Consider the following 24,521-nt stretch of genomic DNA (forward strand, 5'->3'; position numbering starts at 1 on the left):
CTCGGCTCGGAAGTCGTTTCACCTTCTCGCTCATAGCGTTTCGAAAAAAAATCAGTGCACTGAGGACGAGTCGCTGACTAAATCCTCGGGCTCGATCGACTCCGTGACGCGTGGGGGCGCGGCTTGTTCGGGTTGAGCGGGATTCGCGGGGAACCTTAGCGTGAACTTGCTGCCCTTACCTTTTTCGCTTTCGACAAGAATGTCGCCGCCATGTTCGCGGAGGATTTTTTGGCTCACGGGCAGACCGAGACCGGTGCCGCGGCCCCCTTTGTGCGAGACAAAGACGGTGAAGATATTCTCTAACTCCTCGGGGTCGATCCCACCACCGTTGTCAGTCACGATCAATTCAGCAGTGCTTTCCTCCTCAGAGTAACGTGTCTCTACGCTGACAGTGCCGTACTCGGTTTCATCACAGGCGTCGATGGCGTTGGTCACGATATTGAGAGCCGCCCGATGGAGGCCTTCGGGGTCGAACATTAGAGTTGGCATTCCCTTATACGGGTGCCAATCGAGCTTCACGTCGAGTTCCTTTGCTCGTGATGTCATCAGTTCCAAAACATCGGCAACAATCTCGTTCAGGCTACTGGGCTGTGGCTCTGGTTTGCGTTCCTTGCTGAAGGTCAGCATGTCCAGGACTAGAGTCGAAATGCGATCTTGGTTCCGCTCAACGATTGACCAGCCCTTGCGAATCGTGTCGACGGCTTTCTTCGAGTCTTCGCTACCAGCCTGCGTGTCGCTCGCTTTGTCATGATCTTGCAGACCAAGTTCGATGAGGTAGCTGCCGCCTCGAACACCTTGCAAGATGTTCTTAATGTGGTGCGAGAGTGAAGCGATTGTTTGACCGACCGCGGCAAGGCGTTCTGCCTGGACAAGCGCTTTGTAGTAGGAGGTGTCTTCAATCGCGAGCGCCGCTTGATGAGCAATGGCCACCATTAGTCGGAGATGCTCTTCGGTAAATTGTGGTCCCTTACCTTGGTTAAGCAGCATTCGCTGAGGCGATACTGAAGTGTCAATATAAATAACGCCAACCATGTCGTAGCGGCCTTGCATGGGGACGCAGATCGCTTCGCGAACGCCTTGGCTGACGATGCTTTGGGCCGGATCCCAACGTTCGTCATCGCGGGCATTGCTCGTGAGCACGCCCTCGTTGTGATCGACGACGTAATCGAGAATCGTCTTGCTGATCGTGAGCTTATCCGTATCGCGCACGCCACGACGTTGGCGGCGAACCTTGGGAGCGAGCTTGCCCGTCTCTAGGTTCTTCAACATGATGCAACCGCGGTCGGCATCGACCCAATCGAAAATCATTTCCATGATGCGATTGAGCAACTGGTCGATGTCCATCGTATGGCTAACTGCTAGAGCCGTACGATACATGATTTGCAAATTGTTCCTGGCGTTGGCGAGCCAGGGATTCGAGGGTTCGCCAGTGCTGGGACGAAGCCAGTCGCTTTCACTGCCGGCTTGACTCAGTGAGGCGACAATCCGTGATCCATCGTCATCCACACGCGGAATAATATCGATCTGGTCGGCGAGGTCCGATGGGTTTGCTTCCATCGCGCCAGTGAACAAGAGCAACGAACGACCAAGTTGCAATTGATCGCCACTGGCTAACTCATGCTCGGTGATCAGCCGCCCGTTCACAAAGGTGCCGTTGGAGCTTCCAAGATCCTTCAGCCGGTAACTGTTTCCACTGATGGAGAGCTCCGCGTGCTCGCGGGAAACTTCGGTGTCGTGAAGTCGAACGCCGTTGGAGTGCGTACGCCCGATCGTGTAGACCGGGTCCTCAAGCTGGAAACGCGTACCTTGATCACGCCCTTGAATGACAAACAGCGAAGCCACGACCGAACGACTCTCCGAAGATAAGATAGGTGCCCCGGGCGGTCTGGAGAGACCGCCGCCTGAACTCCAGAAGTTATTTGATTTTACGAGCGGCTAGGCCTTGAGGGTAGGCCTCGCCGAACGCCCTTTCGAGCAGATTTGCTCATCTGACGGGTAAGTGGAGCGATTGTGAGGCTCGCACTGCATCGAGTTCTTCAGGAAACCGGGTGTCTGCTGTTGAGAATAAACGAAATCGGCAGGATTTTACGGGAGCGGATAACTGCTATTTACGCGCTGCCCAGGACTCGACACAATACGCCGCGAATTGACCCAACGCCCCCGCCCGTGTTTTTCGGGGCGTGTTGTCCGCCTTTTGAGGACGGGTCCCAATCCCACTGGTCATGGATGGCCTTTTTCAGCAAGGAGTGCTGACGTGAGAACGCTTTTGCTCTCTACCCTCGTATGCGGCCTGGTCGCTTCCCAAGTTTCCACCGCGGTCGCTCAGAACCCAGCCGGCGCCAAAGCAAAGCAGTTCGGCGTGGCAGTTGTTGACGTGAGCTACGTCTTCAAAGAATATCCTCGCTTCACCCAAGCGATGGATGGCATGAAAAAGCAAATGGAAGCGGCTGAGGCTGACCTGAAGGTCGAACGCCAGAAGATTCAGCAGCAGGAAGAACAACGCAACGAAGCCAAAGTCGGCAGCGAAACTTTCAAGCGGCTTGATGAAGCATTGGCTCGCTCCAAAGCGGACTTCAACATCAAAGCCGGCGGTATCCGTCGCGACTTCCTCGAACGCGAAGCGAAGGTCTACTACGATACTTACTTGGAAGTAAACAACGCTGTAAAGTCTTACGCCGAGGCGAACAGCATTGGCTTGGTCTTGCGTTGGAACGGCAACCAAGTTGATCCTACCAAGCGAGACGATGTCTTGCGGGCGATCAGCCAGCCGATTGTGCATCAGAACTACATCGACATCACCCCAGACATCTTGGGTGTGCTTCAGCAGAGCAGCGGAGTTGCCTCGCGTCGCGGGACCACTCGCTAGTCGATTTCTTTGGAAACGCCGCACGTGCCTCGACGGTCGTTCAGACCGTCGAGGCATCGTCATGGCGGCTTATCAGATACACTTGGCTCGCGTAACGCAGGTTGGCTCGAGTCGAACGCCGCAGAGGGATGCACTTCTTCGATGATTGCAGCGCGTTGTCAAAATACGATCGCCCGACCCGTGGTTGTTTCCGGGTTTGGATATTGGAGCGGAGAAGACATTGATGTCGAGTTCCGGCCTGCTCCTCAGAATTGCGGCCTCAACTTTTTACGGCGCGACATAGGCCCACACGCGCGAATCCCCGTGCGTCCTGACTTGCGGGTTGAAGTGCCGCGGCGGACAAATCTCGAATGGGGAGAGGTTCGCGTTGAAATGGTTGAGCACGTCTTAGCCGCTCTAGCTGGATTGCAAATCGACAACTGCGAGATTTGGGTCGACGCGGCAGAAATGCCAGGCTGTGATGGCTCCGCTTTGCCGTTTGTTGAAAGCTTGCAATCGGCAGGAATCGTTGCCCAACCGATGCCGGCACGGCAATTGAATGTCACGGAATCGGTGCGTGTTACCGATGGCGACAGTTGGATCGAGGCTCACCCTTCGGCAGAAGGGGAGTTCAGCATCGAGTTTCAGCTCGACTATCCGCATAACCCACGGATCGGGCGTCAATCAGTTCATAGTGTGGTGACCCCTGAGAGCTTCCAGTACGAATTGGCTCCTTGTCGGACGTTCATTACTGAATCGGATGCGGCTCAGTTAACTTCGCAAGGCATGGGTACACGTGTTCGCACCAGCGATCTGTTGGTTTTCAACGAACATGGACCGATCGACAATCCGCTGCGTTTCGCCAATGAGTGTGCCCGCCACAAGGCACTCGACGTACTGGGAGATCTAGCACTGACGGGTTGCGATATCACAGGAAATATCGTTGCCTACCGTAGTGGTCATCGTTTAAACGCAGCGTTGGCCAAATTGTTGCTTGAGCGTTTTGCTAGCTCGAAGCCCGAGATCAGGATATCAGCCTAGTTCTGTTTGAGAGAAATCTGTAAGTACAAGATTGAGGAGCGGATCCAGAGAAGAAATGGAGCTCACGGAAGAGCCCAAGAGGAAAGACCAAACCGGTGTTGTCTCTTACCACAAGAGCGACCGAACGTCCCAGAAAAGAAACCCAGTCATGGCAACCAGCATCGCCGCAAACGCGTGGGTCGATCCCCGTGCCGAACTTGACGAGGATGTCGAGATCGGACCGTTCTGCACCATTGGCGCCGGCGCAAAGATTGGCCGCGGCACGCGGCTCTTGAATAACGTGACGCTCATGGGGGATGTAACCCTTGGTGAGAACAACGTCCTCTACCCCAATGTCGTCATCGGGGCAGAGCCACAAGACATCAGCTACCAAGGTGGCGAGACGTGCGTCGTTATAGGCGACGGCAATCTCCTACGTGAAGGAGTGACCGTCAACCGTGGCAGTGAGAAGGAAGACGGAATCACACGGCTTGGGAATCACAACTTTCTGATGGGCAACAGCCACATCGCCCACGATTGCAAGCTCGGCAGCCACATCATTATCGCCAACGGATCGTTGCTGGCAGGTCACGTGCACGTCGACGATTACGCTTCGATCTCCGGAGCATGTGCCGTGCACCACTTCGTAAGCATCGGCAGCTATAGCTTTATCGGCGGACTAAGTCGTGCTTTGCATGATGTTCCGCCCTACATGCTTTGCGAGGGGATTCCTGCCCGTCCGCGTTGCATTAATATCGTCGCTCTCAAGCGGAATAACTTTTCGAAGAAAGCGATTGATAGCCTGAGTGCTGCACATCGATTGCTTTATCGTTCGAAAGTCGGGCTACAACATGCGGAAGAAATCCTCCGCGGCAACGCCCAGAACACGCCAGAAGTTGAGAAGCTACTCGCCTTCGTCGCCGGCCAACAGGAAGGCAAGCACGGTCGAGGCCGGGAAGTGAGGCGAGCTGCGTGACGAACGCGTCGAAACTGCGTCTAGCAGTCGTTGGGGTTGGACACCTGGGCCGCATCCATGCGCGTCTCGCCGCTGCAATGGATGAGGTTGAACTGGTGGCCGTCGTTGATCCGTTCGAGTCGAATCGCGAAGCTTCCGCAGAAGAGACTGGTGCAAAGCCGCTGGCCGACTATCGCGATCTAATCGGAGAAGTCGACGCCGCGGTTGTTGCCACGCCGACCTTTACGCATCGCGAAGTCGCCGGTGACTTGCTAAGAGGCGGGATTCATACCCTGGTTGAAAAGCCGTTGGCTCTTTCTCTGGAAGAATCCGAAGAGCTGGTCCAGCTCGCCAAGCAGAGTCAACTGACGCTACAAGTCGGGCATGTCGAGCGGTTTAATCCCGGCTACCAAGCCGTTCAAGAGCGCATCGGGGACCCGAAGTTCATCCAGGCAACACGACAAAGCAGTTACACCTTTCGTTCGACCGATGTTGGTGTGGTTCTCGACTTGATGATTCACGATATCGATGCGACGCTGGCGCTGGTGCGTTCGCCAGTGACGAGCGTTGAAGCGCTCGGTATTGCCGTGCTTGGCGAACACGAAGACATGGTCAGCGCCCGGTTGAACTTTGCCAGCGGAGCCGTCGCCAGCCTGAGCGCATCGCGCGTGAGTTACCAGCCGCAGCGAACGATGCAGGTGTTCTCGTCACGCGGTTTCGGTTCCATCGACTTTGCCACGCGTACCGCAACGGTCGTCGATCCGACCGAAGGCGTTCTGCGACGTGAGTTCAATGAGAACGACTATACGCCGGAAGAGAAGAAGCAGATTCACGAGAACCTTTTCGACGAACTGCTCGTGAAAGAGTCCCTCGAAGTCGAGGAGTGCAACGCCATCGCCGAAGAAATTCGCGACTTCGCCCACTCGATTCAAACGGGCAGCACACCCCGGGTAACCGGTGCCGATGGCCGCGACGCCGTTGCCGTAGCGGCGATGGTTCTCGACCAAGTCGCCCAGCACCAATGGGACGGCACTGAAGGGGGCCGCATCGGCCCGCTCGCCATGCCTGCGTTGCCACTGCCGATTGCCGGGTCGTTGGAGCCGGCCTCGACAGATGTTGAGGATACGGTGGTTTATCGTAAAGCTGGCTAGGCTTCGCTCCGCGGCTAAGCCGGCGAGCGACTTATGCCAAGTCCCGATCTTCAAACAGAATCAGCGCCAGCAGCATCGCCACGGCGCAGTACAGCGCGCTATAGAGCCCCGCGTAGAGCAAATAGCTGCCGGGGATCGTCACGGAGTCCAAGGCGATCGCTCCTTCCGCTTCAAAGTGATCGAGCACCGGTAGGATCACCGCGAGCAATTGCCCAATGAAGCGGACGTAGACGATATCGCCCACGCTGGAGTTTACGATTAGTGCTGCCAAGTGGCCAAGCACGTAGATCGATCCGCAGATCACTAGGTTGGGGATCATCGGCAGGCGAGTGGAGACCGCCACGCTGATGGCGGCCATGATGACCGCTTCGAAAAAGGCGAGGGTTAGGCCGGGGAGGATTTGGATCACTTCGCGGTAGCAATCCTGCCAGATCGGTGTTCCCTTTGACGCCTCACGGGCGTCGTAGACCACTTTGAACGAAACAAGTCCCACGAAAAAGATGCCCAGGATAATGAACATCAACGTGACGGGCCAAACGATGCCGAGGAATTTGCCGAGAACAAACTGACGCCGACCGACGGGTTTAGAGAGTACAGTGAGTGCCGTGCGGCCTTCGATTTCGTCGGCGATCGTCACACTGGCGGTCCAGAGGGCCATGATGATCGAGAGGACCTTGATCGTCGTCATGCCAGTGGTTTTGACCATCTTCACGTCCTCGCCAAACGTGTTGTACGGAATCCAAACGTAGGCGAACAGCAGCACAGCCCCGCCCATCAGCAGGAGCAGAAAGATCGGCTGGCTGATCGTTTCTTTGCTCGTGGCCGAAGCAATCACCGAGACCTGCGGTGCAAGCAACTGGATCAAGAAATAGAGCAGCACCAGACCGATCACCGAGATTGCTGAGTCCAGAATCAGACGCACCTGCGGCATCTCGACGTCGCGTACGAAGTCGAGAGTGACTTCGCTATCCGATTTTGTTTCGTTCACCAAGTAGAACTTCTCGACATCGCCCTCAAACGCACGAGAGCGAAGGCCGCCAGTGTTCCATATGTAAGGAGTCTCGCCCTCGACGGTCAGCAACGGTGAAGCGTAGCCTTTATCGGGCTCGGTGTTGAGGACGATCTCTTCTTCGCTGGTGATCGTGTAACTCTGGAGCTCATCTGCTTCGAAAGCTGCAGCGACTTCCACTTCTTCGCCTGCGGGGACGGTCACGGTCTTGGAAATGGGCGACACGGAGCCGAGCTTCTGGAGTGACTGCCAAGATTCTTTCAGCGGCATTGAGGTCGTTGCCAAAGCAGCAATCAGCGCAAGTCCACCAATAAAGTAGCTCAGCGGCAACAGAATCCCCTCGCCCATCGCCCGCGTCACACTCCCAGCTGCTTGCGGCTTGGCCGCGCGAAGCACCAACCAAGCGAGAAACAAAACAAGTGCACCAGCAGTGATCCCCGTAGCGATCAACCAGAGCGGAGTAAACCAAATCGCGATATTTGACATGAAAAGCTTCGAGTGTTGTTCGGTAGAAAACTTGTGCCTGGACTGTCCCAGAACTCTAGCGGCGGATTGAAAACGTGGTGAGTCTCTCGGGCTGGCTTGCCGTACTGGCGGTATGCTGCTGCACGTCGAATATGTTCCTGGCCATCCGCTCGGCAATTGCTGCTAAAAAGTCCTTTAGTACTCTCGGTTCCCCTTCGGCAAGCAGGTGCACTCTGCCATCAGCAAGGTTCTCAACGTAGCCGACAACGGCGAATCGTTTCGCGATCTGGTTGACCGTGTAGCGAAAGCCAACGCCCTGCACGTTGCCGGTATAGAAGACCTCTGTGCATTGGAGATCCGTGCTCTGGAACTCAGCGCATTGAGGACCTGTCGGTTCCGCTTCACTGCTAGCTGCATCGTCCGAAGACATATCGCCAGTATATCCAGCGGCAATCGCCCGTTCTAGGCAGTCGCACAGCCTATTTCGCCTTGTCCACGGGTGGCGAGCCTCGTAGACTCCGCAGCCATGTTTTTCACTATTTTCGCGAATGTACGCCGGCTTCCCTGGGCGAGTCTTCTTGGCTCCGTCGTGCTGCTGCTAAGCATTAGCTTGGTAGGGCAGAGCGATGAGAAAGAGAGCTTGCCGGTCGAATCGATAAATCCGACTGACAACGCCGTTTTGCTGCTTCATACCGAGGGAGTGATCGAAGGGACCGTGAAGCGTGCGGGCGATTGGTATCAGGTGCGTCAAGCGAATGGGGCTGAGCTGGAGATTCCCGCAGATCGTGTTGCTGGCTATTTCCGTACCCTGCGCGAGGCTTACGAGTCAAGCAAACCGCGTGGGCAGCAAGCTACGCCGCGTCGGCATCTCGCTTTGGCGCATTGGTGCTTGGAGCACGATCTGATTGACGCGGCTAGGGAACAGCTCTCTGCAGCCCAAAGTATGACCGGGCTCGAAACGGAAAAGGTGCGACTTGAGAAAGAGCTACTCAAGAGAACCGAGGTTGCTAAGGCCTCTACTGCCCCATCGAAAGTTCCTCCACAAGTAGCACCAGTGAATCGTGTGGCAGAGGAAGCACCCTTAGCAGGATTCTCTCTCAAAGTACGGCAGGACTTCGTTCGTAGTATCCAGCCGATGCTCATTCGCAATTGTTGTCAGTGTCACGCGGAGAACTCTGATAGAGCGTTTAAGCTCAGTCGCGCTGCCCTCAACGGCAGCGGTGACGCGAACCTCATCGGCCAGAACTTTCTTGCAGTGGCTAACTACATCGATCAAGAATCGACCCTTGATAGCGAACTTCTAGCATTTGCAAAGCAGACGCATGGCCAGGAAGAGAGCAGAGCGTTTCCTAGCGGTTCGAAGCCCTTACGCCGACACCAAGCGATTCTACTGCGAGATTGGTGTTACGCTGTTTTCGAGGTACCAAAGCCTGGCGAGGTGGCTGACAGCGAAGCAACTGTCGAAGAGGGTGATCTGCGAATCGATGAAGCTGAGGATTCACCTATCCGGGACGAGTTCGACCCGGCGATCTTTAACCGCCGTTCAAAGCAAGTCGAACAGGACGCCGCTCAATCCTCATTGGACGAATAACGGTGGCAGGTTCGTGACGGTGGGCTCGTTTGGGATCTGCGGCATCACGACCTGAACGGTTGGAAGCGGTTTGTCTGCTGACGTTGGCTTATCGGCCATGGTCAGCTCTGCCTGCGGCTGCTCATCGGTCACTTCAGGGAGGGGAGCGAGGATGACGGCTTCCCCGGCGGGAACTTCATAGCTGGCGGGTTCGATCGCCAGCGAGTAATCGATTTCAGCGTGCTCAGCTTGAGGCTGTTCAGTCGCGACTGCTAATTGTTGCTCTGGCTGTTCCGTTTTGCGAGGAGTTTGCCGTGTGCCGTCGGCAAACACGGACCCAGCACGACCACGACCGGAATAAGGCCCTGGAGCAACGGGCGAGCTGTAGTCGTAGCAATTGCTGCACGCGCGACAACCTCCGCTGGCGGCGAGAATCAAGAGCAAGCAGGCGAGTCGGCAATTCACGGTGGGAGGGTCCTGTACGATCAGGGAACAAGTGGTCCTAATCGATTATTCGGCATCTGCGGATTGTTCGGTTGACGGAAACCCCTCGCGTTTTTGACCGAATCAGCCAACTGCTAGCTGCAACGCTTGATAGATCCTCGCGTCTCGCAAGGAAGTTGCTTCGAAATTCACGCCCTCGAATGAGTGCGTGTTGCTATGTTCGCTCGGGACCGCCACGGTGAAAGCCCTGGCAGCAACGCCGGCACGGCAGCCGATTTCGCTATCTTCCAGGACAAGCATCTCCTCTGGGAGAACGTCGTGCTTCTCTGCTGCTAGCAAGTAGACATCAGGAGCCGGTTTGCCGTGTTCGATATTCTCTGCGGTGAGAATGAATGTAAATCGCTCACGAATGTTCATTAAACTCATGATGTGATCGACAAACGCCTTTCCGCTGCTTGTCGCGATTCCTTTGGGAACGTTTGCCTGTTCGAGAGCTTCAAGTAGGTCCAATAGCCCGGTCATTGGTTGGAGTCGACCCGGTAGCAACGAGCCGAAGACCTCCGCGGACTCGACTGCCAGCTCGTCCGTCGAATCTTCAAAGCTGTGGTAGTCGATCATCAGTTGCAATGCGTCCGTTGACTTGCGACCCATCATTTGATTTCGCAAGTCTTCGGGGAAAGCCTTCCCGCGACGCTCGCAGATGGTCGTGCCCACTTGCTGGTAGATGTCTTCGGTATTGAACATCAAGCCATCAAGATCGAATGTGACGGCCTTAATGTTTTGAGTTGATTGCACGTGGTTTATTTCCTTAGTTTCTTTCCTGAGATGTCGAATGATTAGCCGCAGATGAACGCTGATTAACGCCGATGAATAAGCATTCAAGACTATCAGCGTTTATCTGAGTTCATCTGCGGCTGTTGCGTTGTTTCGGCGTCTTGATTGGTGCGAGCTTTCGGTAACTTATAGACTGCGTAGGTTTCGTTTTCGTGAAGTACCGTGAAAGGTAGCGTCGGCTTTTTTCTGGTAAGCAGATGAGTTGCGTCGTATTCTGTCGCAGTGTCAATAAGGGTTTGTGACCGCTGCTTGGCTAAGACGGAAACTGTTCGCCCTCGTCGATCGGGAGCGTAGAGTTTTTGGCAGCGATCAAACCAGTCAACGATTCCTTTTGCATCTTGCGGGATATCCTTCCAGTTGGCCACATCACCGCGGTGAGCGTACCACTTGAACGATTGCGCGTGGCGATCGACAAGGAAGATCGCTCGCTCGGGTGTGTTCTCACGAATCCAAGAGCAAGCGTCTCGCCAGTCCTCAGTGCTTTTCATCTTTTTGATTGCGGGCGGTGTCTTTGTTTTCCAACGGGCAAGCGCGGTTCCGCCTAGATGCGCGCAAGAACCGCAGATGGCGGCGAACACCAACAGGCCGGACAGCCAGCTTCGGCTTCCCTGTGAAAGTTGAAGCGTCAGCAATCCAACACCTGTCGCAACCGCCAAAGGAACGGCGACATCGGCCTGTCGGAACCAATAGTAACGGAGCACTTGAGCGGCGAACTCCCGGTTGCCGACAAGCAAACGCTCGAACGCCAAGCCGACGATGCTCGCTCCGACAGAAAAAACAGCGAACATGATTAGCCGTCGTAATCCATCGTGTCGCTGCTCCTCGCCATCCCAATTTTCGCTTTGTCGTCTGCCGGCGAGCCATACAACGAGCATTGCAGCCATCAGCCAAGAGAAACGCATCGCCTTCTTGGCGAGCTCACTCGGCTTGAGTTCCAGCGGCGCGAGATGATGGGGCAATCGCTCAAAGACATAGATTTCAGCCGCTTCGGCGCGGACTTCGCTTGAGGTGCCAAAGTTGAGCGTGAGCGTGAAAAGCAACCCCGGAACGGCAAGCAAACCGCCTACGATTAACCCTAGCGCGGCGCTGCGAGCGTTTGGCCTGTCCGACTTGTCGATGGTGGCCAGAACGAACCAACTTCCCAGCACGGCCCAGCCGCCAACCAAAGGGTGAAACGCCGAGGCAAGACCGAGCCAGATCCACGTCGCGGGCCAGCGATTCTCTACCATGGCTGTCATGCCGAGCAAGAAAAAGCCATAGGCAAAGCACTTCGCTTCGACGCCGCCGATCACCCACTCACCGGCGAAGTTTCCCCAAGCGATCAGCGTCGGAAAGAGAGCGGCACCAAGCACCGCTGTCCAGCGTACGGGAGCTACCGCCAGTGCGAGCCGTTGCCATGCGAAAGCGAGCAACCCCCACGAGAGCGCGCGACCGATCCATGCTGTAGCCTCCAAGGAAAAGAACTTCGTCAGCCAGCCGACGGTCCAATAAAAAACCAGATGAGCGTCCGCCGTATCAAGGAAGGTATCGCTGGGGCAGAAGCTGGCGTCCCAGTAATGTTTCGCCTTGGCGAGGTACTGCGTCTCATTCACGTGCGGGGCAGGCGCTCCGCCAGCGATGAAAAACACCATAAGAATCAGGACGAACTCGAAAGGTCGGCTCGGTTCTTGTTGTCCAATTCGCTCCATCCCCCTACATTAAGCCAACAAGTAGGGCAAACCTACCCCTGCGGTGACGTCTCCGCGAAGCTCACAACTGTCCTAGCAACCACGGAATCTTCTCAAGATGGAATTCTTGAACTTTGAAGGCGTATTTACCATCCAGAGCCTTTTCACGCTCCTCATGCTGATCCTGCTTCAGGCGGTTCTGGGATTTGACAACCTGCTTTACATTTCGATCGAATCGAAGCGAGCTCCCAAGGAGCATCAAGCGAATGTACGCAAGTGGGGCATTCTGATTGCAGTGGGCCTGCGCTTGGTGCTCTTGTTCGTCATCATGATGGTCCTCAATCTCGTGAAGAAGTCCCTGTTCGACGTCACCCTGGAGGGAGTTCTTGAATTCAAAGCGACTCTTCAAGCGCTGGTTGAATTTGCGGGTGGCGTATTTTTGCTCTACACCGCCTTACGCGAGATCATGCACATGCTTGCAGTCGAGCACTTGGAGCACGCTGAAGAAGAGCAGCCCAAGTCGGCAGCCGCGGTTGTAACGACCATTGTTTTAATGAATTTGATTTTCTCTTTCGACTCAATCCTTAGTGCGTTGGCACTGACGCAGGTCTTTCTGGTCATGGCAACAGCCATCGTGATCAGTGGCGTCATGATGCTTCTGCTTGCGGATTATGTCTCTGATTTTCTGCGCAAGAATCGGATGTATGAAGTGCTTGGGCTGTTCATCCTGTTTATTGTGGGCATCATGTTGATCTCCGAAGGGGGAGAAAAGGCGGCCCTAAAGTTGTTTGGGTACGAGGTCCACGCAATGACGAAGAGTACTTTCTACTTTGTGATCTTCGTTTTGGTGATTGTGGACATCGTGCAGGGGCGATACCAGAAGAAACTACTCGCTCAGCGAAAACGAGAGTTGGAGAGCGTCACTGAGACGGCCTTGTGACGTAGAACCAGCGTTTGATTCAGTTTGCTACACGCGAGAACCGATCTCTGAGATCCCCATACAGGCTTTGGAACTCGGGGAATAGCTGATCGTATTGCTTGCGTGCCTTAGTGCTTGGTTTCGTTTTCTCTGCCGTTTCGATGGTCGCTTTGCAGGCTTCTTCAATCGATTTGTATTCCCCCGCGCCAACGGCAGCGAGCAAAGCGACCCCATAGGCGGGACCTTCGTCGGCGGTCATCGTGCTGACTGGTTTGCCGAAAACATCGGCCTGCATTTGCCGCCAAAAAGGGTTTTTGCTGCCGCCACCTGAGCCACGGATTTCCTTCACTGGGACATCTAAATCTTGCATGATTGCCAGGCTGTCTCGTAACGCGAAGGTAACACCTTCAAGAATCGAACGCACGATGTGGCCTCGTCCGTGAGCGAGTGTCAATCCAACTAGTGCACCACGGGCATTGGCGTCGAGGTGTGGGGTGCGTTCTCCGGCAAGGTAAGGCAAAAACTGTAGTCCTTCGGCTCCTTCAGGGGTTGCCTTCGCTTCGTCGACGAGTTGATCGAAGGAAACGGCCTTACCATTTTTCCCCAACCCTCTGCAAAGAGCCTCTTGGAACCAACTGAGCGCACCGCCTGCGGTTAAGGTAACGCCCATCATGTGCCACTTACCACGAACAGCATGACAGAAGGTATGGAGACGGCCAGCCGGGTCGTATTGGGGCTCGTCGCTGTGGACAAACATCACACCACTGGTGCCAATCGACGTGCTGAGTAAGCCCTTCTTTACGATACCGTTGCCAACTGCTCCTGCAGCGCAATCTCCTGCGCCGCCGACGACTTTGCACGCTGTCGTGAGGCCCAACTTCTTGGCGGCGTCTTTGGTGAGTGTGCCGGTCACCTCTTCCGACTCGACGCATGTTGGCAGGAGGTCCATATCGAGATCGAGCTTGGTCATCAGCGTCTTCGACCAACGCCTTTTCACGACATCCAGCAGTAGAGTGCCGCTGGCGTCGCTCACTTCGGTGGCGAACTCACCTGTCAGACGGCGGCGGATGTCATCCTTCGGGAGCAGCACTTTGACAGTCTTCGCGAAGTTCTTGGGCTCATTATTGCGTAGCCAGAGAATCTTCGGAGCTGTGAACCCCGTGAGCGCCGGGTTGGCGACCATTTTGATGAGCTTCTTCCGTCCGCCAGCGCGTTGCTCAATTTCGTCGCATTCAGCGGCGGTGCGTTGATCGTTCCAGAGCAGGGCAGGGCGGATCACTTGGTGGTTCTTGTCCAAGAACACGGAGCCGTGCATTTGACCCGAGAGCCCAATCGCCGCCACGTCCGCCGGTTTAAGCTTCGCTTGTTTCACCACGGATTTCACGACCTTTTGCGTGGCCTTCCACCAATGCTCAGGGTCTTGCTCGCTCCAGAGGGGCTTCGGATGGTCGCACGGATAGGCCGCACTAGCTTCGGCCAGGATCTTGCCGCTGGGGGAAATAGCCAGGGCCTTCGTGCCCGAGGTGCCCACGTCGATGCCGATGAGGTTGCTCATGAGGAGATGTCCATTTGGTAATACTTTCCGACGAAAGGACTTGCAGATGCGGGTCGCCGTTGCTCGCAAGTGTCGCATGAGTATAGCCGAAGCTCTTGGCGTTGCCAGGACGCACGGATTGGGCGATTCGCCCGCCTCGCCGGTTGCCAAAAAGGGCCTCGAACACTACTGTAAAGCGTTCGCCTGAGCTGTTTTTCGCAGTCTATTGCTGTTGGCCCTCGGGCATCCTCAAGACCGTCGCATCCACCATTTGTTTTTTGGCCTTGCCGCCTCCATGATTCGCAGTCTTCAAGACGATCACCGAATTGTCATCACTGGCATCGGCCTGACGAGCCCTAACGGGAATTCTCTGGGCGAGTACCGTGAGGCGTTGCTGGCGGGTCGCAGCGGCGTCGATAAGTACAACATCCGCTACGTGGGCGATACCCTAGCAGGGCAGTGCGACTACGACGAGCTTCGCTATCAGAAACGCCGCGAAGTCCGCCGTGGCACGCGGGCCGGAAGCGTTGGCATTTACTGTGCGAACGAAGCGATTGCGGATTCAGGCATCGAGTGGGACAGCATCGACCGCAGCCGAGTCGGCGTCTATGTCGGTGTGACTGAACACGGCAACGTTGAGACGGAAAACGAGATCAACGAGATCAAAGCCTTCGACTACGACACGAAGGTTTGGTCGCACCATCACAACCCGCGTACCGTCGCCAACAACCCGGCTGGTGAAATCACTCTGAACATGGGCATCACCGGCCCCCACTATACGATTGGCGCGGCCTGTGCGGCGGGGAACGCAGGGCTGATCCAGGGTGCCCAGATGTTGCTGCTCGACGAGTGCGACTTCGCGATTGCCGGCGGTGTTTCGGAAAGTATTCGTACGTTCGGCATTTTTGCAGGCTTTGCCAGCCAAGGCGCTCTGGCAGAGAACGAAGACCCCACGCAAGCTTCACGTCCCTTCGATGTCGATCGCAATGGAATCGTCGTTTCCGAGGGGGGCTGTCTCTACACGCTTGAGCGTTACAGCGATGCTGCAAAGCGAGGGGCGAAGATCTACGGCGAACTCGTCGGTCACGCAATGAACAGCGACGCCAGCGATTTCGTCATGCCGAATCCCAAGCAGCAATCCGAGTGCATCAACCTTGCATTGAAGCGCGCGGGTTTGAACGCGGAAGACATCGACATCGTCAGCACCCACGCCACGGCGACCACCAGTGGTGACATCCAAGAGTGCGCCGCATTGCGACAGGTTTTTGGCACCTCAAAGAACACACGAATTAACAATACAAAGAGCTTCATCGGCCACGCGATGGGGGCAGCGGGCTCGCTGGAATTGGCTGGCAACTTGCCCTCGTTCAACGACCGCGTTTGTCATGCAACGATCAACGTGGAAAACCTCGACGAGCAGTGCCAGCTTGATGGACTCGTGCTGAATGAGCCACAACAATTAAACGGAGTCGAGTACATCTTGAACAATTCATTTGGTATGCTGGGCATCAACTCAGTTGCCATCATTAGAAAAATCTGACCGCTTGCGGCTTAGCCGGGTGGCTATGTCGCAAGCGACTATCGATTGGAGAACCCGCGGATATGGACCGCAGTGAAATTAGAGAAGAAGTCCTCGACATTCTCGCCGACATTGCCCCGGACGAGGATCTTTCGAGCCTGAAAGACGATGAAAGTTTCCGCGAGCAGATGGAGCTCGACAGCATGGACTTCCTCGATATCGTGATGGAGCTTCGCAAGCGTCATCGCGTGCAAATCCCCGAGGATGATTACGTCAACCTGGCGAGCATGAACTCGACGGTTGAGTACCTTGAGCCACTGATGGCGGATATTCAGAAGGTGTGATTCCAACAGGGTGGCATGGGCAACTTGTTGCCCTTGGTTCCTTCAGACTTACATCACGGGCAGCAAGTTGCCCATGCCACCCATCCATGCTCTCGCCATGTACGACACCATCATCATCGGCGCGGGGATGAGCGGGCTGGCGGCGGGCATTCGGCTGGCCCATTACGACCAACGGGTCTGTATTCTTGAACGCCACTACACCATTGGCGGTCTCAACTCTTTCTACCGTCTGCGCGGTCGTGACTATGATGTTGGCCTCCATGCGCTAACGAACATCACGCCCAAGGGAACGCGTAAAGGTCCGCTCGCGCGGCTGCTCCGGCAACTGCGAATGTCTTGGGACGATCTGGAAATCTCACCGCAGATTGGCTCGGAGGTTGTGTTCCCAGGGAACAGACTAAAGTTCTCGAACGATCTCGATCTGTTACGCAGTGAAATAGCCCGCGAGTTTCCTCAACGCGTCGATCATTTTGAACGCATGATCGCTGAGATCGTCGACTATGACGACCTTGATGAAACCCACGCGGCGACCAGCGCACGCGAGCGGCTCAACGAGCTGCTTGATGAACCGCTGCTTATCGAAATGCTCTTCTGTCCGCTCATGTTCTACGGCTCAGCCCGCGAGCATGATATGGACTGGGGGCAGTTTTCGATTATGTTTCGCAGCATTTTTATGGAAGGGCTTGGCAGACCGCAGGCAGGGGTGCGGTTGATTCTTAAGCATTTGGTTCGCAAGTTTCGCGGCTTAGGTGGTGAGTTGAAGTTGCGATCTGGCGTGAAGCAAATGAAGGTTACCGACGGCGAGGTGCAAACGGTCGTCCTGGACAGCGGGGAGGAAATCACCGGGCGGCGGATTCTTTCGTCTGCCGGTTGGTGCGAGACGATGCGGCTCTGCGATGATGGCATCCCCGTGACAAGCCGTGCCCCCGGGCGTCTTAGTTTCTGCGAAACGATTGCCGCGATTGATGTTGAGCCGCAGACGCTCGGTCATGATAGAACGATCACGTTCTACAACGACAACGAACAATTCGCCTGGACTCCACCTGAGGAGCCATGTGACTTGCGCAGCGGGGTCATCTGTTCTCCGAATAACTTTGACTATGGCGAGCCATTGGACGGTCCCGATGGCGGTGGCACGATGCGGATTACGGCACTCGCCAACTTCGACTATTGGAACGGACTCGACGAACAAGAGTACCAACTCGAAAAGCTCCGCTGGTACGATCGGATTACCGACTCGGCCGTACGGTTCATTCCCGACTATCGCAACCGCGTCGTCGACACGGATATGTTTACGCCGACGACCATCGTCCGCTTCACCGGCCACGACAACGGTGCCGTTTATGGGGCACCCGACAAGCAGGCGGATGGAACAACGCATCTAAAGAACTTGTTCATCTGCGGCACCGACCAGGGGTTTGTCGGAATCATCGGCAGCATCGTCAGCGGCATTAGCATGGCCAACATGCATTGCTTGCGGGACTAGCACACGTTTCATTCCGACGGGAGGCTCACCGACCGAGGAATCCAGCTTGAAGTTAGGCTCGGTAATTCATGTCGATGAGAGACTGGGCTAGATTTCTCGGTCGCTGTCGCTCGGTCGAAATGACAGGATAGTTACTCCCCTGCCAACTCCTTCGCCCGCTGCACCAACTCCAAGAACTCGGCTCGGTAACCCTGCTTGTCCTTGCCGAGGGCACTCTCGGCGATCTCCAGCACCGCAGCGTAACTCGTGTCGCCACGATGCTCTGAGTCCCGCAGCAACATCCCAAAGCTTGCCACCGCTGAAGCGAATTTGAAATCGTCGGTTGCTGCCGAAAAAGAGCCGCCACCGTCAGCAATCGGAAACTCCAGCTTGGTACTCTTCTCTCCATCGGGCTGTTTGTAGCGAAGCTTCAAGGTCAACAGATCATCACTCTCAACAAGGTTCGCTGACTTTTGACCTAACTTCTCGGCTTGATTCTTCGGACCATTCTTTTGTTTCTGGTACTTGAGATCGTCAACTTCTGGGGGCGGGGCGTCCATCTCCACCCCAGCCGGAACAATCTCGTACAACGCCGTCACCGTATGCCCGGCACCGATCTCGCCGGCGTCCTTCTTGTCGTCATTGAAATCCTTCGCTTCCAGCATCCGGTTTTCGTAGCCGAGCAAACGGTACCCAGCGACCTTCGCGGGGTTGAATTCGACCTGTATTTTCACGTCCTTGGCAATGGTCACCAGCGTGCCGTTCATTTCCTCGACGAGCACCTTGCGGGCTTCGCGCTCGTTGTCGACATAGTGATAGTTGCCATTTCCCTTGCCGGAAATTGCTTCCATCATCGCGTCGTTCAGGTTGCCGCGGCCGAAGCCGAGGACGGTAAGAAACACGCCGGTGTCTTTCGCTTTGCTTTCAGCAAGCCGCTCCAGGTCGGCAGTATTCGTGGTGCCGACGTTAAAGTCTCCATCAGTGGCGAGGATCACGCGGTTGATGCCGCCCTTGATGAAGTTCTCTTGAGCAACTTGGTAAGCGAGTTGGATCCCCGCACCGCCAGCGGTCGAACCGCCAGCGCGGAGTTTCTCCAGAGCCGCGAGAATCGTCTTCTGCTGGTCACCTCGCGTGCTAGGAAGAGCCAGCCCTTCGCTGCTTGCGTAGACGACAATCGCTACGCGATCATTCTCACCCAGCTGGCGGGTAAGCAGTTTCATTCCCGAGACCAACAGCGGGAGCTTATTGGGCTGGTTCATTGATCCAGACACGTCGATCAAGAAGACGAGGTTCGACTGCGGGCGTTTCTCTTGCTCAACCTCGCGCCCCTTGATAGCGATCCGCGCAAGCCGGTGTTTCGGCTCCCAAGGACACCCGGCGACTTCAACGTGCGCGGCAAACGGTGTGTCATCGGTTGGCGGCGTATAGTCGTAGTTAAAATAGTTGAGCAACTCTTCCAGTCGCACCGCGTCAGGCGGTGGAAGTCGCCCGCTGTTGAGGAACTGCCGCACGTTGGCGTAGCTGGCGGTGTCGACATCGATTGAGAAGGTGCTGAGAGCGTCTTGGCCTTTGGCTTTGACGAACGGGTTTTCGTAGATGCGGGTGTAGCGATCGTTTGAATGTTGGGGAGGTAGCTGTTCATAAAGATGGTTCAGGTATCTCCGTTTCTCCAGTAATTTCTTCTGCACACTCACCAATTCAGGTGCCTGCATATTGCGTCCGATGCCACCTCTCGCACGAAATTGCCCCTCTAATTCAAGAATCTCATTTTGTGTTTCTCGTATTACTTCGGCTTGGGTATTCTTCTCGCGGCGACTGGTTAAGTCTTCCCAAAAGTCGGAGTCTGGGTACGCAATAGAGGAGTTGTCACGTCCCGGAAGCGTGCCCGATTCCACGCTGTACTGTCCGGTTTTTTCTCTACTGGTTGGCGCAATAGCTAGTGTTGCTCGTTCTTGTGGCGTAGCAGCGTAGGCATCGTTGATTAGGCCCTGGAGGCCCATTTTTGCCTCTGGGACCTGACCGCCAGGGCTCGTTTGGGCGGATGCTTGTAGCTTACTTTCACTCGCTTCAGCAAGATTAGCAAATTGTCTCACTGGAGCTTCCAAAGCATCAATTCCTCGCAAAGCATTCAACTCGCGTTGCAGTTCCTTTGTTTTCATTACTTGTTGAACCATTTGCTTCTGAATCGCATCCTTCGGTCTCTCAGTCCAGATTTTTGTCTCCTCAGGTGTCAGACCTTTGGGTGCGGAGCCAATGTCACGTACTCGAGCCTCTAGAGCCGATTGGATATTCACCAATTCAGCCTCGATCTCCATAATGCGTGCTTGCTTAGCATCCACGGGCGGGCCGCTGGAACTCTTCCCAGAGGGGCTGGGTTGATGTGGCTGGCTCAATTCATTTGAAGGCAAGGTTTTTGCTGAGCGAGCAGTTTCTGAAGCTGGCTCCATGCTGGGCAAAATGAATCCCAAGGCAACAAAAACTAAGCTTGCAGCCACGGCATAAGCGAACCAACGACGTTTTCTTGACTCGGACGTAGCTGGGGAAACTTGAACCGAGGAACTTGCCGCAGTCAATATCCGCTCCGTCAAATCCGGTGGCGTTTCGTCGCCAACGGCCTCACGCAAAGCACGATCAATAAGCTTGTCGTGGTGGTCGGTGTGGGGTTGATCGTTCATGGTTATCACTCGTGGTTGAGTGGGGCTTCTAGAGTTAATCGCTTCTACTCGAAAAAAACTTCTGAGCCGCGAAGCGTAAGCCTGCGGGTTGTCCCTGTACCCGCTTCCACTCGCGGGCTGACGCCTCGCGGCTCGGTTGGGAGTTTCGTGAGTGTCATTCTCGCTGCTTGCGTTCGATGCACGCTCGCAATGCGTCGCGTGTGCGCCGCAACAACGTTTTTACCCCGTTGGACTTCATGCCGAGAGACTCGGCGACCGCTTCGCGGCTTTGCCCTTCCTCGTAAAACTTGTTGATCGCTTCGCGAGCGCGGCCTTCGACCGATTGCAAACAGTCCTTGAGCAAGGCGAGCAAACCCTCGTAGCCGTTCGGTTCGGTCATCTCCGCCCAGGCTTGTTCCGCGTTAGCCAGATCGACCGTGTTGATCTTCGTGCCGCTTGCGCGCCGCCACATCAGGAGTTGGTTGCGGGCGACCTTGCGGAGGTAACCGGCAGTCTCTTGCGGGCTGCGCTCCTCGTAGTCTGCCCGCCGGAATGCTAGGAACGTCTCCTGCACGAGGTCTTCAGCATCGTTGCTATCCGCGCCTAGGTAACGCAGATAGCGCCAGATGTTTGCCTGATGCTCGCGAACGAAGGCTTCAAAGCGGATCCGTTCCAATTCGACCTCAGTAGGCAGGGTTGCTTCCGACAGCGCCAGTTTCGCGACCGACTTTTCGAGCAAGGCGTTCATAACACCTTTAGTGCAAGAACTGAGCGAAAGGGTTCCAGAAAAAGCGCGAATCGACCAAATTTCCGAAGATTCTACCAGATTGGCGGTCTAACGGCGGCTGCGTAGCCACCTCCATTGGCCCTTGTTAGAATCATGACACGTGAGCCCCCGTAGCTCAGGGGATAGAGCATCGGTTTCCTAAACCGTGTGTCACAGGTTCGAATCCTGTCGGGGGTACTGATTGAACACCAGTTCCAATCCAGAAGCTGCTAGCCTTCGTTAGCCACGGAGGCGAACAGTAGGAAGCAAGTGAAACGTTTTTGGTGCCAGAGCATCCTTCTTTGCTTGCACTGCTTGTTTCGAACGAACTCCCAAGTCCTCGCTTGCATACCTTCAAGTGGACTCAGCTCAGCCAAGATCGCTGCAGAAACAGCGCGAGAACTTGCGTCGCAATTTCAGCAACTGAAAGGTCTTCCGTGTCGACGACAAGATCGGCATCCTGAGGCTGCTCGTAGTCGAAGGTCACGCCTGGGAAACTTGCAATGCGCCCGTCGTCCGCGGCTTGGTACTGTCCCGTGATGTCGCGCTCACGACAGACTTCAACCGAAGTTGCTAGGTGAACGTGCAGAAAACGATCAGCTCCAACCAGATCACGCGCCTTCTGCCGTACCCAGTCGCTGGGTGCTACGAAAGCGGCAATGCAGATCTGCCCGGAATCGTTCGTCAGCTTTGCTATTTCGGCCGCTCGACGAAGGTTCTCAGAACGCTCTTCGGCAGAGAAACCTAGGTCGCGACTGATGCCGAGCCTTAAGGTCTGGCCGTCGAGGACGAGACAGTGACGACCATCCTCGAACAATCGACGTTCGAGCTCCATGGCCACGCTCGTCTTGCCTGAACCGCTAAAACCGGTAATCAGCACGGTGAACGGCTTGTGCCCGTACTTCTCTTGTCTTGACTCTGCGGAGACGAGGCCTCGAGCCAGGCGCGGAGCAATCGTCGAAGACTGCTCGCCCCAGTGGCCGGCAGTCTCAAGCTTGCCAGAGATCTCTTCAATCATGCCCGCGGCGACGGTTTCGTGAGTAACTCGATCGACGAGGATAAAAGAACCCGTTTCTCGATTTGAACGATACGAGTCGTGAAAGATTGCATGATGTAGTTTGAGTTCGCAGAGACCAATCTCGTTAAGTGCAAGCGAGCTGGCGGATTTTCGCTGCAGCGTATTGACGTTTATCTCGTAATGAATCGACTGCACTTCGCAGGAATTCCTTTGCGAGGCGTGCTTCAGCCAGTACGACTTCCCTGGGACCAAGGCTTGGGAGGACATCCACACAAGCTTCGCAGTGATGTGCTGACTCGAGTTCACCGACGCGTCTGGTGGGACTAGCATGTCACCGCGGGTGATGTCGATCTCGTCTTCCAAAGTTACGGTGATCGAATCAGAGGCGACAGCCTCGGTTAGATCTCCGTCCATGGTCACGATACTTTTCACTCGTGATCGTTTTTTTGAGGGAAGCACCATGACCTCGTCACCGACTCGCACTGTCCCTGAGGCGATCGTTCCGCTAAACCCACGAAAGTCTGCGCTGGGGCGATTCACCCATTGGACTGGGAAACGTAGTTCCGACTTCTCAGCACTGCTATCGATCGTGACCGAATTGAGGTGGCCGAGTAACGTCAGGCCCGAATACCACGGCGTCTGCTCACTGGGCTGGACGACGTTGGAGCCCTTTAACGCGGAGAGAGGGATCGCAACGGTTTCGATCGCTGGCAATTCTTCGGTAAACTGCTTGAACTCATCGCGAATACGCTCAAAAGTGATCTGATCAAAATCAAGCAGATCCATCTTATTGACGGCCAACACGACCTGCTTGATGCCGAGCAGCGAAACGATAAAAGCGTGTCGTTTTGTTTGCGTGGTAATCCCTTTTGTCGCGTCGACGAGAATAACCGCCAGATCAGCCGTCGAGGCTCCGGTTGCCATGTTTCGCGTAAACTGCTCATGCCCTGGTGTATCGGCGATGATGAACTTGCGGTACTCGGTTGAAAAATAGCGATAGGCGACGTCAATGGTGATGCCTTGTTGTCGCTCATCTTCAAGGCCATCGAGCAGCAACGCGGTGTCGATCTCTGCGCCGGTTGTGCCGTGCTTCGTCGATTCGCTCTTTAGTGCTTCGATCTGATCGTCGTAGATTGCACCCGCGTCGAGTAGCAATCGACCGATGAGTGTACTTTTTCCGTCGTCAACATTTCCGCAAGTGATAAATTTCAGTAGATCTTTCGCGTTATGGCTGGAGATCAGAGATTCGATGCTACGCGGAGATTCGTTGGTGGCAAGCATGGTGTTCAGTGACCAATTCAACTTTTCTTAGGGGGATAAATGATGGAAAGAACGCGAGATGTTATTTCATGACTCAAAAGTAGCCATCGCGCTTTTTCTTCTCCATCGCTGCCGCTTCTTCTCGGTCGACAGCACGACCCTGTCGCTCGGAGACGCGTGTCGTAAGCATTTCGCCGACGATGTCTTCGATCGTTTCGGCGTCAGAATCCACAGCGCCTGTGACAGGATAACAGCCTAGCGTTCGAAATCTCACTTTCCTCATCTCTGGGGTTTCCCCATCTTCGAGACGCATCCTCTGATCATCAACGACAATGAGATCGTCGCCCCTTTGGACTACCGGCCTTTCTTTCGCAAGGTAGAGTGGGACGATAGGGATCTCTTCCTGCATGATGTATTGCCAGACATCCAGCTCGGTCCAGTTGGAAAGCGGAAATACACGAAGGCTTTCCCCCGGATGCTTCCAGGTATTGAAAAGATGCCAAAGCTCCGGCCTTTGATTGCGAGGGTCCCAGCGATGATTGCGGTCTCGAAAAGAAAAGACTCTTTCCTTGGCACGCGAACGCTCTTCGTCACGGCGTCCGCCGCCTATTGCCGCGTCGAATTGGTACTCGGTCAACGCCTGCTTGAGCGGCTGAGTTCGCATGATGTCTGTATACGCTTTTCCGTGGTCGAAAGGATTGATCCCTTCCCGCACCCCCTCATCATTCACATAGGCGATGACGTTTAAACCCAGTTGCTGTCGAGCGTACTGCTCTCGGAAGTCGATCATTTCTTGGAATTCCCAAGTCGAATCGATGTGCAGCAACGGAAACGGTGGTTTGCTTGGGTAGAACGCCTTACGGGCGAGATGCAAGATCACCGAAGAGTCTTTCCCGATGGAATAGAGCAGAACCGGGTTGTCGAATTCTGCGACGACTTCGCGAAGAATGTAGATGCTCTCCGCTTCCAGTTTCTTCAGATGAGCTGACTTGCTCGCAGAGTTTTTCGGTGCTTCTTCAATGGTGCTTAGGTTAGTCATAATCGAACAGCAAAGAGGTAGGAACCTAGAGTGGGTGGGCGGC

20 protein-coding genes and 1 tRNA gene are annotated in these 24,521 nt (G+C 55.3%); 10 read left to right on the plus strand and 11 right to left on the minus strand.

Features of this window, described 5'->3' with window-relative positions:
• Window positions 1-51: 51 nt before the first annotated feature.
• The gene (locus RIB44_03745; protein ID MEQ8615686.1) at window positions 52-1,842 is read right to left on the minus strand and encodes an ATP-binding protein; all 1,791 of its coding nucleotides are present in this window, start codon (window positions 1,840-1,842) and stop codon (window positions 52-54) included.
• 412 nt (window positions 1,843-2,254) lie between these two features.
• Here RIB44_03745 and RIB44_03750 point away from each other — a divergent pair, with 412 nt between their 5' ends.
• From RIB44_03750 to RIB44_03765, 4 genes are all read left to right on the plus strand, one after another.
• Window positions 2,255-2,866: an OmpH family outer membrane protein gene (locus RIB44_03750; GenBank protein MEQ8615687.1), complete on the plus strand. Its 612-nt coding sequence runs from the start codon at window positions 2,255-2,257 to the stop codon at window positions 2,864-2,866.
• A 141-nt stretch (window positions 2,867-3,007) separates the two neighbouring features.
• Complete coding sequence (gene lpxC, locus RIB44_03755; protein MEQ8615688.1) at window positions 3,008-3,886, plus strand: UDP-3-O-acyl-N-acetylglucosamine deacetylase; 879 nt, start codon at window positions 3,008-3,010, stop codon at window positions 3,884-3,886.
• 148 nt (window positions 3,887-4,034) lie between these two features.
• Window positions 4,035-4,841 (plus strand): acyl-ACP--UDP-N-acetylglucosamine O-acyltransferase, encoded by an 807-nt coding sequence (gene lpxA, locus RIB44_03760; GenBank protein ID MEQ8615689.1) that lies wholly within the window; start codon window positions 4,035-4,037, stop codon window positions 4,839-4,841.
• Window positions 4,838-5,971, plus strand: a complete 1,134-nt coding sequence (locus tag RIB44_03765) for a Gfo/Idh/MocA family oxidoreductase (GenBank protein MEQ8615690.1) — start codon at window positions 4,838-4,840, stop codon at window positions 5,969-5,971. Before lpxA ends, RIB44_03765 begins: the two co-directional genes overlap by 4 nt.
• 31 nt (window positions 5,972-6,002) lie before the next feature.
• On the opposite strand, the gene RIB44_03770 is transcribed toward RIB44_03765, so the two are convergent.
• The gene (locus tag RIB44_03770; GenBank protein MEQ8615691.1) at window positions 6,003-7,466 is read right to left on the minus strand and encodes an ABC transporter permease subunit; all 1,464 of its coding nucleotides are present in this window, start codon (window positions 7,464-7,466) and stop codon (window positions 6,003-6,005) included.
• Window positions 7,467-7,521: 55 nt separating this feature from the next.
• On the minus strand, window positions 7,522-7,875 hold the full coding sequence (locus tag RIB44_03775; GenBank protein MEQ8615692.1) for an acylphosphatase: 354 nt from the start codon (window positions 7,873-7,875) through the stop codon (window positions 7,522-7,524).
• Window positions 7,876-7,971: 96 nt separating this feature from the next.
• Between RIB44_03775 and RIB44_03780 the strand changes: the two genes are divergently transcribed.
• Window positions 7,972-9,036: a hypothetical protein gene (locus RIB44_03780; GenBank protein MEQ8615693.1), complete on the plus strand. Its 1,065-nt coding sequence runs from the start codon at window positions 7,972-7,974 to the stop codon at window positions 9,034-9,036.
• On the opposite strand, the gene RIB44_03785 is transcribed toward RIB44_03780, so the two are convergent.
• The 3 genes from RIB44_03785 to RIB44_03795 form a co-directional block, all read right to left on the minus strand.
• Window positions 9,022-9,480, minus strand: coding sequence for a hypothetical protein (locus RIB44_03785; protein ID MEQ8615694.1), 459 nt, complete (start codon window positions 9,478-9,480; stop codon window positions 9,022-9,024). The two genes, RIB44_03780 and RIB44_03785, sit on opposite strands and share 15 nt — an antisense overlap.
• Window positions 9,481-9,582: 102 nt before the next feature.
• The gene (locus tag RIB44_03790; protein MEQ8615695.1) at window positions 9,583-10,254 is read right to left on the minus strand and encodes an HAD family phosphatase; all 672 of its coding nucleotides are present in this window, start codon (window positions 10,252-10,254) and stop codon (window positions 9,583-9,585) included.
• A 92-nt stretch (window positions 10,255-10,346) separates the two neighbouring features.
• Window positions 10,347-11,981, minus strand: coding sequence for a DUF6798 domain-containing protein (locus tag RIB44_03795; protein MEQ8615696.1), 1,635 nt, complete (start codon window positions 11,979-11,981; stop codon window positions 10,347-10,349).
• A 97-nt stretch (window positions 11,982-12,078) separates the two neighbouring features.
• Here RIB44_03795 and RIB44_03800 point away from each other — a divergent pair, with 97 nt between their 5' ends.
• Window positions 12,079-12,900, plus strand: coding sequence for a tellurium resistance protein TerC (locus RIB44_03800; GenBank protein MEQ8615697.1), 822 nt, complete (start codon window positions 12,079-12,081; stop codon window positions 12,898-12,900).
• A gap of 19 nt (window positions 12,901-12,919) precedes the next feature.
• Here RIB44_03800 and xylB read toward each other — a convergent pair whose 3' ends face one another.
• Complete coding sequence (gene xylB / locus RIB44_03805) at window positions 12,920-14,434, minus strand: xylulokinase (GenBank protein MEQ8615698.1); 1,515 nt, start codon at window positions 14,432-14,434, stop codon at window positions 12,920-12,922.
• A 274-nt stretch (window positions 14,435-14,708) separates the two neighbouring features.
• Here xylB and RIB44_03810 point away from each other — a divergent pair, with 274 nt between their 5' ends.
• The 3 genes from RIB44_03810 (at window position 14,709) to RIB44_03820 (ending at window position 17,762) form a co-directional block, all read left to right on the plus strand.
• Complete coding sequence (locus RIB44_03810) at window positions 14,709-15,953, plus strand: beta-ketoacyl-[acyl-carrier-protein] synthase family protein (GenBank protein ID MEQ8615699.1); 1,245 nt, start codon at window positions 14,709-14,711, stop codon at window positions 15,951-15,953.
• A gap of 62 nt (window positions 15,954-16,015) precedes the next feature.
• Window positions 16,016-16,276, plus strand: a complete 261-nt coding sequence (locus RIB44_03815) for an acyl carrier protein (GenBank protein MEQ8615700.1) — start codon at window positions 16,016-16,018, stop codon at window positions 16,274-16,276.
• A gap of 73 nt (window positions 16,277-16,349) precedes the next feature.
• Window positions 16,350-17,762 carry an NAD(P)/FAD-dependent oxidoreductase gene (locus RIB44_03820; GenBank protein MEQ8615701.1) on the plus strand — a complete coding sequence of 471 codons (1,413 nt, stop codon included), beginning with the start codon at window positions 16,350-16,352 and terminating at the stop codon, window positions 17,760-17,762.
• 131 nt (window positions 17,763-17,893) lie between these two features.
• Here the strand turns inward: RIB44_03820 and RIB44_03825 are convergent, their stop codons facing one another.
• Window positions 17,894-20,416: a von Willebrand factor type A domain-containing protein gene (locus RIB44_03825; protein MEQ8615702.1), complete on the minus strand. Its 2,523-nt coding sequence runs from the start codon at window positions 20,414-20,416 to the stop codon at window positions 17,894-17,896.
• Between the two features lie 154 nt (window positions 20,417-20,570).
• Entirely contained in the window at window positions 20,571-21,143 is a 573-nt protein-coding gene (locus RIB44_03830; protein ID MEQ8615703.1) for a sigma-70 family RNA polymerase sigma factor, read from the minus strand.
• A 143-nt stretch (window positions 21,144-21,286) separates the two neighbouring features.
• On the opposite strand from RIB44_03830, the gene RIB44_03835 reads away from it, so the two are divergent.
• A tRNA-Arg gene (locus tag RIB44_03835) sits at window positions 21,287-21,359 on the plus strand.
• A gap of 166 nt (window positions 21,360-21,525) precedes the next feature.
• Here the strand turns inward: RIB44_03835 and cysN are convergent.
• Together cysN and cysD are read right to left on the minus strand one after the other, a co-directional pair.
• A complete protein-coding gene (gene cysN, locus RIB44_03840) occupies window positions 21,526-23,460 on the minus strand; it encodes a sulfate adenylyltransferase subunit CysN (GenBank protein MEQ8615704.1) in 1,935 nt (644 codons plus the stop codon).
• Between the two features lie 73 nt (window positions 23,461-23,533).
• Entirely contained in the window at window positions 23,534-24,478 is a 945-nt protein-coding gene (cysD, locus tag RIB44_03845) for a sulfate adenylyltransferase subunit CysD (GenBank protein MEQ8615705.1), read from the minus strand.
• Between the last annotated feature and the right edge of the window lie 43 nt (window positions 24,479-24,521).

The sequence above is a fragment of the Lacipirellulaceae bacterium genome, assembly GCA_040218535.1.
Lineage (GTDB): Bacteria > Planctomycetota > Planctomycetia > Pirellulales > Lacipirellulaceae > Adhaeretor.

Coding starts and splice junctions, on each gene's coding strand:
- lpxC (MEQ8615688.1), top strand. CDS start 3,008: ATGATTGCAGCGCGTTGTCAAAATACGATCGCCCGACCCGTGGTTGTT.
- lpxA (MEQ8615689.1), top strand. CDS start 4,035: ATGGCAACCAGCATCGCCGCAAACGCGTGGGTCGATCCCCGTGCCGAA.
- RIB44_03770 (MEQ8615691.1), bottom strand. CDS start 7,466: ATGTCAAATATCGCGATTTGGTTTACTCCGCTCTGGTTGATCGCTACG.
- RIB44_03775 (MEQ8615692.1), bottom strand. CDS start 7,875: ATGTCTTCGGACGATGCAGCTAGCAGTGAAGCGGAACCGACAGGTCCT.
- RIB44_03780 (MEQ8615693.1), top strand. CDS start 7,972: ATGTTTTTCACTATTTTCGCGAATGTACGCCGGCTTCCCTGGGCGAGT.
- RIB44_03795 (MEQ8615696.1), bottom strand. CDS start 11,981: ATGGAGCGAATTGGACAACAAGAACCGAGCCGACCTTTCGAGTTCGTC.
- RIB44_03800 (MEQ8615697.1), top strand. CDS start 12,079: ATGGAATTCTTGAACTTTGAAGGCGTATTTACCATCCAGAGCCTTTTC.
- xylB (MEQ8615698.1), bottom strand. CDS start 14,434: ATGAGCAACCTCATCGGCATCGACGTGGGCACCTCGGGCACGAAGGCC.
- RIB44_03810 (MEQ8615699.1), top strand. CDS start 14,709: ATGATTCGCAGTCTTCAAGACGATCACCGAATTGTCATCACTGGCATC.
- RIB44_03815 (MEQ8615700.1), top strand. CDS start 16,016: ATGGACCGCAGTGAAATTAGAGAAGAAGTCCTCGACATTCTCGCCGAC.
- RIB44_03820 (MEQ8615701.1), top strand. CDS start 16,350: ATGCCACCCATCCATGCTCTCGCCATGTACGACACCATCATCATCGGC.
- RIB44_03825 (MEQ8615702.1), bottom strand. CDS start 20,416: ATGAACGATCAACCCCACACCGACCACCACGACAAGCTTATTGATCGT.
- RIB44_03830 (MEQ8615703.1), bottom strand. CDS start 21,143: ATGAACGCCTTGCTCGAAAAGTCGGTCGCGAAACTGGCGCTGTCGGAA.
- cysN (MEQ8615704.1), bottom strand. CDS start 23,460: ATGCTTGCCACCAACGAATCTCCGCGTAGCATCGAATCTCTGATCTCC.
- cysD (MEQ8615705.1), bottom strand. CDS start 24,478: ATGACTAACCTAAGCACCATTGAAGAAGCACCGAAAAACTCTGCGAGC.